This window comes from Isoptericola sp. NPDC060257 (assembly GCF_042726645.1).
GTDB lineage: Bacteria > Actinomycetota > Actinomycetes > Actinomycetales > Cellulomonadaceae > Isoptericola > Isoptericola nanjingensis.
In genome coordinates this window covers 1-6,532 of record NZ_JBHXAW010000252.1, presented here as the reverse complement: position 1 = coordinate 6,532, position 6,532 = coordinate 1, and the positions used below count along the sequence as shown (strand labels likewise).

6 protein-coding genes are annotated in these 6,532 nt (G+C 72.6%); 2 read left to right on the top strand and 4 right to left on the bottom strand.

Annotation, left to right across the window (positions count from 1 at the left end; genetic code table 11):
* Together ACFWEK_RS17185 and ACFWEK_RS17180 are read left to right on the top strand one after the other, a co-directional pair.
* Positions 1–721, top strand: a 721-nt coding sequence (locus ACFWEK_RS17185; protein ID WP_430554820.1) for an FGGY-family carbohydrate kinase, incomplete at its 5' end; no start/stop codon positions are given.
* Positions 722–800: 79 nt separating this feature from the next.
* On the top strand, positions 801–2,162 hold the full coding sequence (locus tag ACFWEK_RS17180) for a serine hydrolase domain-containing protein (RefSeq protein WP_430554819.1): 1,362 nt from the start codon (positions 801–803) through the stop codon (positions 2,160–2,162).
* A 15-nt stretch (positions 2,163–2,177) separates the two neighbouring features.
* Here the strand turns inward: ACFWEK_RS17180 and ACFWEK_RS17175 are convergent, their stop codons facing one another.
* The 4 genes from ACFWEK_RS17175 to ACFWEK_RS17160 all read right to left on the bottom strand — a co-directional run.
* A complete protein-coding gene (locus ACFWEK_RS17175; protein ID WP_430548477.1) occupies positions 2,178–3,104 on the bottom strand; it encodes a carbohydrate ABC transporter permease in 927 nt (308 codons plus the stop codon).
* Entirely contained in the window at positions 3,101–3,619 is a 519-nt protein-coding gene (locus ACFWEK_RS17170; protein WP_430554818.1) for a hypothetical protein, read from the bottom strand. The genes ACFWEK_RS17175 and ACFWEK_RS17170 overlap by 4 nt, the downstream gene beginning before the upstream one ends.
* A gap of 7 nt (positions 3,620–3,626) precedes the next feature.
* The gene (locus tag ACFWEK_RS17165) at positions 3,627–5,135 is read right to left on the bottom strand and encodes an extracellular solute-binding protein (RefSeq protein ID WP_430554817.1); all 1,509 of its coding nucleotides are present in this window, start codon (positions 5,133–5,135) and stop codon (positions 3,627–3,629) included.
* A partial coding sequence (locus ACFWEK_RS17160) for a glycoside hydrolase family 28 protein (RefSeq protein ID WP_430554816.1) occupies positions 5,132–6,532 on the bottom strand: 1,401 nt, incomplete at its 5' end. The genes ACFWEK_RS17160 and ACFWEK_RS17165, both read right to left, overlap by 4 nt.

Sequence of the window (6,532 nt, the reverse complement as noted above, 5' to 3'; positions counted from 1 at the left end):
CAACGCGGCCGCGGCCCTCGCGCTCGGCATGACCCCTGGCGACATCGCGATCTCGATCGGCACGTCGGGCGTCGTGTCCGCGGTGGCGCCGACGCGCACCGCCGACGGCTCCGGCGCCATCAACGGCTTCGCCGACGCCACCGGCAACGCGCTCATGCTCGCCGTCACCCTCAACGCCGCCCGCGTGCTCGACGCCGCCCGCGCGGTGCTCGACGTCGACGTGCACGAGCTCGCCGACCTCGCGCTCGCCGCGCCCCCGGGCGCCGACGGCCTCGTCCTCGTCCCGTACCTCGAGGGCGAGCGCACCCCCAACCGTCCCGACGCCACCGGCACGCTGCACGGCGTCCGCCTCGCGACGTCCACCCGCGAGCACCTCGCGCGCGCCTACGTGGAGGGCATGCTCTGCGGCCTGGCCGACGGCCTCGACGCGCTGCGCGCCCAGGGCGTGCCCATCGAGCGCGTCATGCTCATCGGCGGCGCCGCCCAGTCCCCCGCGGTGCAGCAGGTCGCGACGCAGGTCTTCGGCCTCGCGATCGGCGTGCCCGAGCCGGGCGAGTACGTGGCCGACGGCGCCGCGCGCCAGGCCGCGTGGGTGCTCGCGGCCGCGACCTCCCCGGACCTCGCCGCGCCGGCCTGGTCGACGACGGTCGCCACGACCCTCGACGCCGACCCGCACCCGGTCGTCCGCGAGCAGTACGCCGCAGTCCGCGACCTGACCTGAGCCGCAGGCCCTCGCCGCGACCCGTCGGGTGCGGCGAGGGCCCTGGCCACGACGGGAAAGCGGTTACTAGGCTGGCGTCATGATCCTGGACCCGCTCGTCGAGCGCGCCGCCGCGCTCGACATCGCCCTGCACACCGTCGACGTGCGCGTGGGCGACGACCGACCTGTCTCCGCCGCCGCCCCGACCCGCGGCCACGACGTCCCGCAGCGGATGTACTCGGTGTCCAAGACGGTCACGGGCCTGGCCATCGGGCTCCTCGCCGCGGAGGGGCGCGTCTCCCTCGACGACCCCGTGGTGAAGCACTTCCCGGACCTGGTCGACGGCCACCCCGTCCACCCGTGGCTCGAGGCCACGACGCTGCGGCACATGCTCGCGATGGTCGGCCCGCACCGTTCGACGACGTACAAGGTGCGCGGGGGCGGCTGGCTGGAGTCGTACTTCCGCGTCGAGCCCACGCACCCGCCGGGCACCCTGTTCACGTACGACACCAGCGCGTCGTACACGCTGGCCGCGCTCGTGGAGCGGACCACGGGCGGCACGCTCGCCGACTACCTGCGCCCGCGGGTGCTCGACCCGCTCGGCATCTCCCCCGGCCTACGCTTCCTGCCCGGCCCGGACGGCTTCAGCCACGGCGGCTCCGGCCTGATCTGCACGCCCGACGACCTGGCCCGCCTGGCCCGGCTGCTCAACGACGGCGGCGTGCACGACGGCGCGCGGCTGCTCCCGGCGGAGTACCTCGCGGCCGCGACGTCACCGCAGTCGGACCCCGCCACGCAGACCTGGGGCGGGCCGTTCCGCGCGGCGTACGGGTACCAGCTGTGGCTGCCGCCCGCCGGCGGCTGGCTGATGTTCGGGATGGGCGGGCAGATCGTCTACGGCGACCCCGAGCTGCGGGTCACCGTGGTCGTCACCGCCGACTCGCAGGCCGCGGCGAGCGGCGACCAGAAGCTGCTCGACCTCGTCCTCGACCACCTCGTCGGGCCCGCGCGCGAGCTGGGGCGGGCGGGCGGGGAGGCCGACGCGCCCCCGGCGGGGGCCGCCGTCACGACGCTCGTCTGGCCCATGCCGGGGCACGACGCCGCGCACGCGCGCCCGCTGGCCGGCACCTGGGCCGGCCGCACCCCGGGCTCGGGTCCGGCGGACCTCACGCTCGACGTCGACGCGGCCGGGGGCACGATCGCGTCGTCCGACGGCTGGTCGATCGCGCTGGACACGGCCGACCCGCTGACGACCCGGATCGGCGACGAGCCGGCGGTCGTCACCGCCGGCTGGTCGGGCCCCGGCGTCCTCGACGTGCGCGCGGGGACCCACGGCGACGAGCTGGCCACGCTCCGGCTCCGCCTGGCCCTGGCCGACGACGGCACCCTCGCCGTCCAGTCGCAGGGCTTCGGCGAGACGCTCGACCCGCGGTGGACGTTCCACGCGGCCTACGCCCGCTGACACCACCCGATCGGGTCAGCCCTTGACCGAGCCGATCAGCGCGCCCTTGACGAAGAACCGCTGGATGAACGGGTACACCAGCAGCATCGGCAGCGTCGCGACGAAGATCACCGCCATCTTCACCGACTGGGCGGGCGGGACGACGTCGACGGCGCTCTCGTCCGCGTTCATGCCGGACGCGACGATGACGATCTGACGCAGCAGCACCTGGATGGGCCACTTCTCAGAGTCGTTGATGTAGAGGATGGCCGCCTGGTACGTGTTCCAGTAGTACACGGCGTAGAAGAGGCCGATGGTCGCGATCGACGCCAGCGACAGCGGCAGCACGATCCGCAGGAAGACCCCCAGGTCGGAGCAGCCGTCGATGCGCGCGGCCTCCTCCAGGCTGTCCGGGATGCCCTGGAAGAAGCTGCGCATGATGACGAAGTTGAACGCGTTGATCAGCACCGGGAGGATCAGCGACCACAGCGAGTCGATGAGCCCCAGCTTCTGCACCACGATGAACGTGGGGATCATGCCGCCGCTGAACAGCATCGTGAACACGACGAGGAAGTTGATCACCCGCCGGCCCTTGAGGTAGCGCTTGGACAGCGCGTACGCCATGAGCGCCGTGACCAGCAGGCTGAGGAACGTCCCGCCCACGGTGACGACGACGGAGACCCCCATCGCCTGGAAGATCGTCGACGTCGACAGGATGTACCGGTACGCGTCGAGCGTGAACGTGTGCGGGACGAGGATGAACGGCCGGGTGGCGATCTCGCCCGGGGTGGCGAGCGAGCTGCCCAGCACGTTGAGGAACGGGATCAGGCACAGCAGCGCGAAGCCGGTGAGGACGACCACGTTGACGACCTGGAAGACGCGCACCCCGACCGAGGGCTTGCGGGTCCGGCCCGTGCTGCGGAGGGGCCGTGCGGCGGGTGCTGCCGCGGCGATCTTGCTCATCTGGAACTCCCGGTTCGGGGCTGGTCGGAATGCTGGTCGGTCGTGCGCAGGGCGAAGAGGCCCGCGGTGACGAAGAAGCCGAAGGCGATCGGGTACAGCAGGAGCTGGCTGCCGAGGAGGCAGGCGAGCCCGGCGGCGAGGAACCACCACCCGGTCGTCCGTCGGGCGGGGCGGCGGCGCGCGAGCGCGAAGCCGACGACGGTGAGCCCGAGCACGATCGGCACGGTGAGGCTGAACCACGCCGCGAGCGTGCGCGTGGCCTCGTAGGCCGCGTCGACCGGGACGCCCGCCGCGCCGGCGACGCCGCCGTCGGCGAGCAACGGGTAGAGGCTGTGGGCGAACGTCGCCTCGTCGACGCCGTTCACCACGAGGGTGAACGCGCCGAGGGAGAGCGTCGTCAGGGCCGCCGCCACCCCGGCCACCCAGAGCTCGACGGTGCGCCGGACCGTGCCAGCCGGACCGGCGGGCTCGGGCGCGGCGTCGCCGGCGTCGCGGCGGGCGGGCGTCTCGGTCATGGCCATGTCAGCCGTTCACCTCGGCGTACGCAGCCGTGAGCTCCTGCTCGATGTCGCCCAGGCCCTGGCCGCGGAGCTTCTCGATGGCGGCCTCGTAGTCCGCCATCTCGATCTGGCCCACGACGTACTTGTTGTAGGCGTCCTTGGCCGCGTCGTGGACCGTGGTCCACTGCCGGTCGTAGGCCTCGGAGGACAGGGACTGCGTCGGGTTGACGACGGCGTACTGCTCGTTCTCGAGCATCTTCTCGTTGCCCTCGTCGACGTACGGCTCGGTGCTCTTGTAGGTCACGACCTTCTCGGACAGGCGCGACGACGAGTACGGCTGCACCTCCTGCTCCCAGGCGGTCTGGTCCTCGATCGTCACCACGCCGTCGGCGTCCTGCGAGAAGTGCGTGCCCTCGACGCCGTTGGTCATGAGGCCGAACGCCTCCTCGTCCAGCAGCTTGTCGGCGAACCCGAGCACCCGCTTCAGCTCGGCCTCGTCCTTCACCTCCGACGTGGGGAAGGACAGCCAGCCGCCGAGCCCACCGGCCGTGTCGGTGAGGATCCGCCGGGGCACGTCCTGGTAGGTCATGTCGTTGACGAGCGCCCACTTCATGGGCGTCTCCGGGTCCGCGTCCTGCGCGAGCGCGAGGTACCCCTTGGCCTCGAACAGGCCCGTGACCACGATGCCGCCCTTGCCGCGCGCGATGGCGTCCTGCTGGTTCGTCTTCTGCATCGTGACGAACTCCTGGTTCACCGCGCCCTGCTCGTACACGCCGCGGTACCACTCCATCGCCTGCTTGAAGGCGTCGCCGTCGAGCGTCGAGCGCACCTGCCCGGCGTCGTCCACCTCGAAGTCGTCGCCGGCGCCGAAGTACCCCGACAGGGACCGGAAGCCCAGATCGAAGCTCTCCTCGCGGTCGATGAACCCGGTGGTGTCGTCCTTGCCGTTGCCGTCCGGGTCGTCCTTCGTGAACGCCACCGCGACCTTCTCCAGGTCCTCGATCGTGTGCGGCGTCTCCAGGCCCAGGTTGTCCAGCCAGTCCTGGCGGACGACGACCCCGTAGCGCGCCTTGATCTTCTGGAACGGGACCCCGTAGAGCTTGCCGTCCAGGCGGGCCGCGTCGAGCGTCTGCGGGTCGATCTTCGCGAGGTTCGGGAACTCCTCGAGATAGGGCTCCACGTCCCAGAACATCCCCGACGTCAGCGACTGCCGCACGGTCGAGCTGTCGACCGGCGCCATCGACACCATGTCGGCGAGCGCGCCCGACGAGAGCGCCGCGTTGAGCTTCTCCGCCGACGAGGCTGCCGGCACCCACTGGATCTTGAAGTCCTCGCCGGTGTGCTCCTCCAGCGCGGTCTGGATCGGGCCGCCCTCGTCCGGCGTCACGGGCGTGTGCAGGGTCGCCATCCACGTGACGGGGCCGCCGGCCTCGCCCCCCTCGTCGCCCGAACCGTTGCTGCCGCACGCGGTCAGCGCGAGCGCGGCCACCGCGGCCGCCGCCGCTCCCCTGACGAACAGGTTCTTCCTCATGCGAGGTGCTCCTCTCGTGTCGCCTGCTCCGTCGCAGGCGTGCTCGACGCGCGGGAGACGCCGGTGTCGTCCCGCTCGATCCGGCCGGTCACGTCGGTGAGCCGCAGCGTCGGGCTCGCCTCGGCCGTCACCTCGGGGCCGACCGCCCCGACCACCCGCACCCGGGTGAAGGCGGAGTCGGCCAGGTACCCGACGCGGATGCCCGCCCGCGCCACCGCCTCGACGCCCGCCGCCATCGCGGGGACGCCCGGCTCGGCGTCCTCGGCGAACGAGATCGCCACGTCGTCGAGGGTGATCTCGCTGAGCGGCGCCTCGGGCAGCCCGTACAGGTGCGCCGCCGCGGCGTGCACCCCGCGGGCGGTCACATGGGCCAGGTGGATCCGGCGGAACGCGGGCGTCCGGTCGTCCACCGGGTGCGGCGACCGGTCGCCGACCCACGGCTCCTTGCCGTCGGGCCCGCAGAAGTAGAAGGGGTTGATCACGAACGGGCACAGCACCCCGTCCATGATCACGTTCGCCACGCGCACGTCCTCGACGACGCCGCCGCGCCCCCGGCGCGACTTCAGCCGGATCCCGCGGTCGGTGCCGGAGAACACGCAGCCGGTGATGACGACGTTGCGGATGCCGCCGCTCATCTCGCTGCCGAGCACCACGCCGCCGTGGCCGTGCACCATCGTGCAGCCGGTGATCGTGATGTTCTCGCACGGCACGCGCTCGGCGGTGCGCTCGGTGCCCGCCTTGATCGCGATGCAGTCGTCGCCGACGTCGATGTGGCAGTCGCTGATCCGCACGTTCCGGCACGACTCCGGGTTGATGCCGTCCGTGTTGGGCGAGTCGGCGGGGTTGTGGATCCGCACCCCGGACACGCTCACGTCTTCGCACAGCAGCGGGTGGACGGTCCAGGCGGGAGAGTTCGTGAGGGTGACGTCGCGGATCGTCACCCGGGTGCACTCGTGGATCCCGACGAGCGTGGGCCGCGGGTGCGCGAGGGACTCCCGGTCGTGGCGGAACGTGTCCCACCAGGCCGCGCCGCCGCCGTCGATCGTGCCGCGGCCGGTGATCGCGACGTCGGTCTCGCCGTGCGCGTAGACGCACGGCTGGTGGATGGTGGAGCTGGCTCCCTCCCAGCGGGCCTCGACCGGCGGGTAGAGCGCGGGGTCGGGCACGAACTCGAGCCGCGCGCCCGCCTCGAGGTGCAGCTCGACGTGCGAGCGCAGGCGCAGGGCGCCCGTGCGGTGGGTCCCGGCGGGCACCACCACGGTGCCGCCGCCCGACGCCGCGGCGTCGTCGATCGCGGCCTGCAGGGTCGTCGTCGCGAGGGTCTCGTCGAGGGTGTGCACGTGTTGCCTCTCGGTGGTGCCTGGTGCGGCGGGCGGGCGTCCGGCCTTCTCGGGGGC

Coding starts and splice junctions, on each gene's coding strand:
- ACFWEK_RS17180 (WP_430554819.1), top strand. CDS start 801: ATGATCCTGGACCCGCTCGTCGAGCGCGCCGCCGCGCTCGACATCGCC.
- ACFWEK_RS17175 (WP_430548477.1), bottom strand. CDS start 3,104: ATGAGCAAGATCGCCGCGGCAGCACCCGCCGCACGGCCCCTCCGCAGC.
- ACFWEK_RS17170 (WP_430554818.1), bottom strand. CDS start 3,619: ATGACCGAGACGCCCGCCCGCCGCGACGCCGGCGACGCCGCGCCCGAG.
- ACFWEK_RS17165 (WP_430554817.1), bottom strand. CDS start 5,135: ATGAGGAAGAACCTGTTCGTCAGGGGAGCGGCGGCGGCCGCGGTGGCC.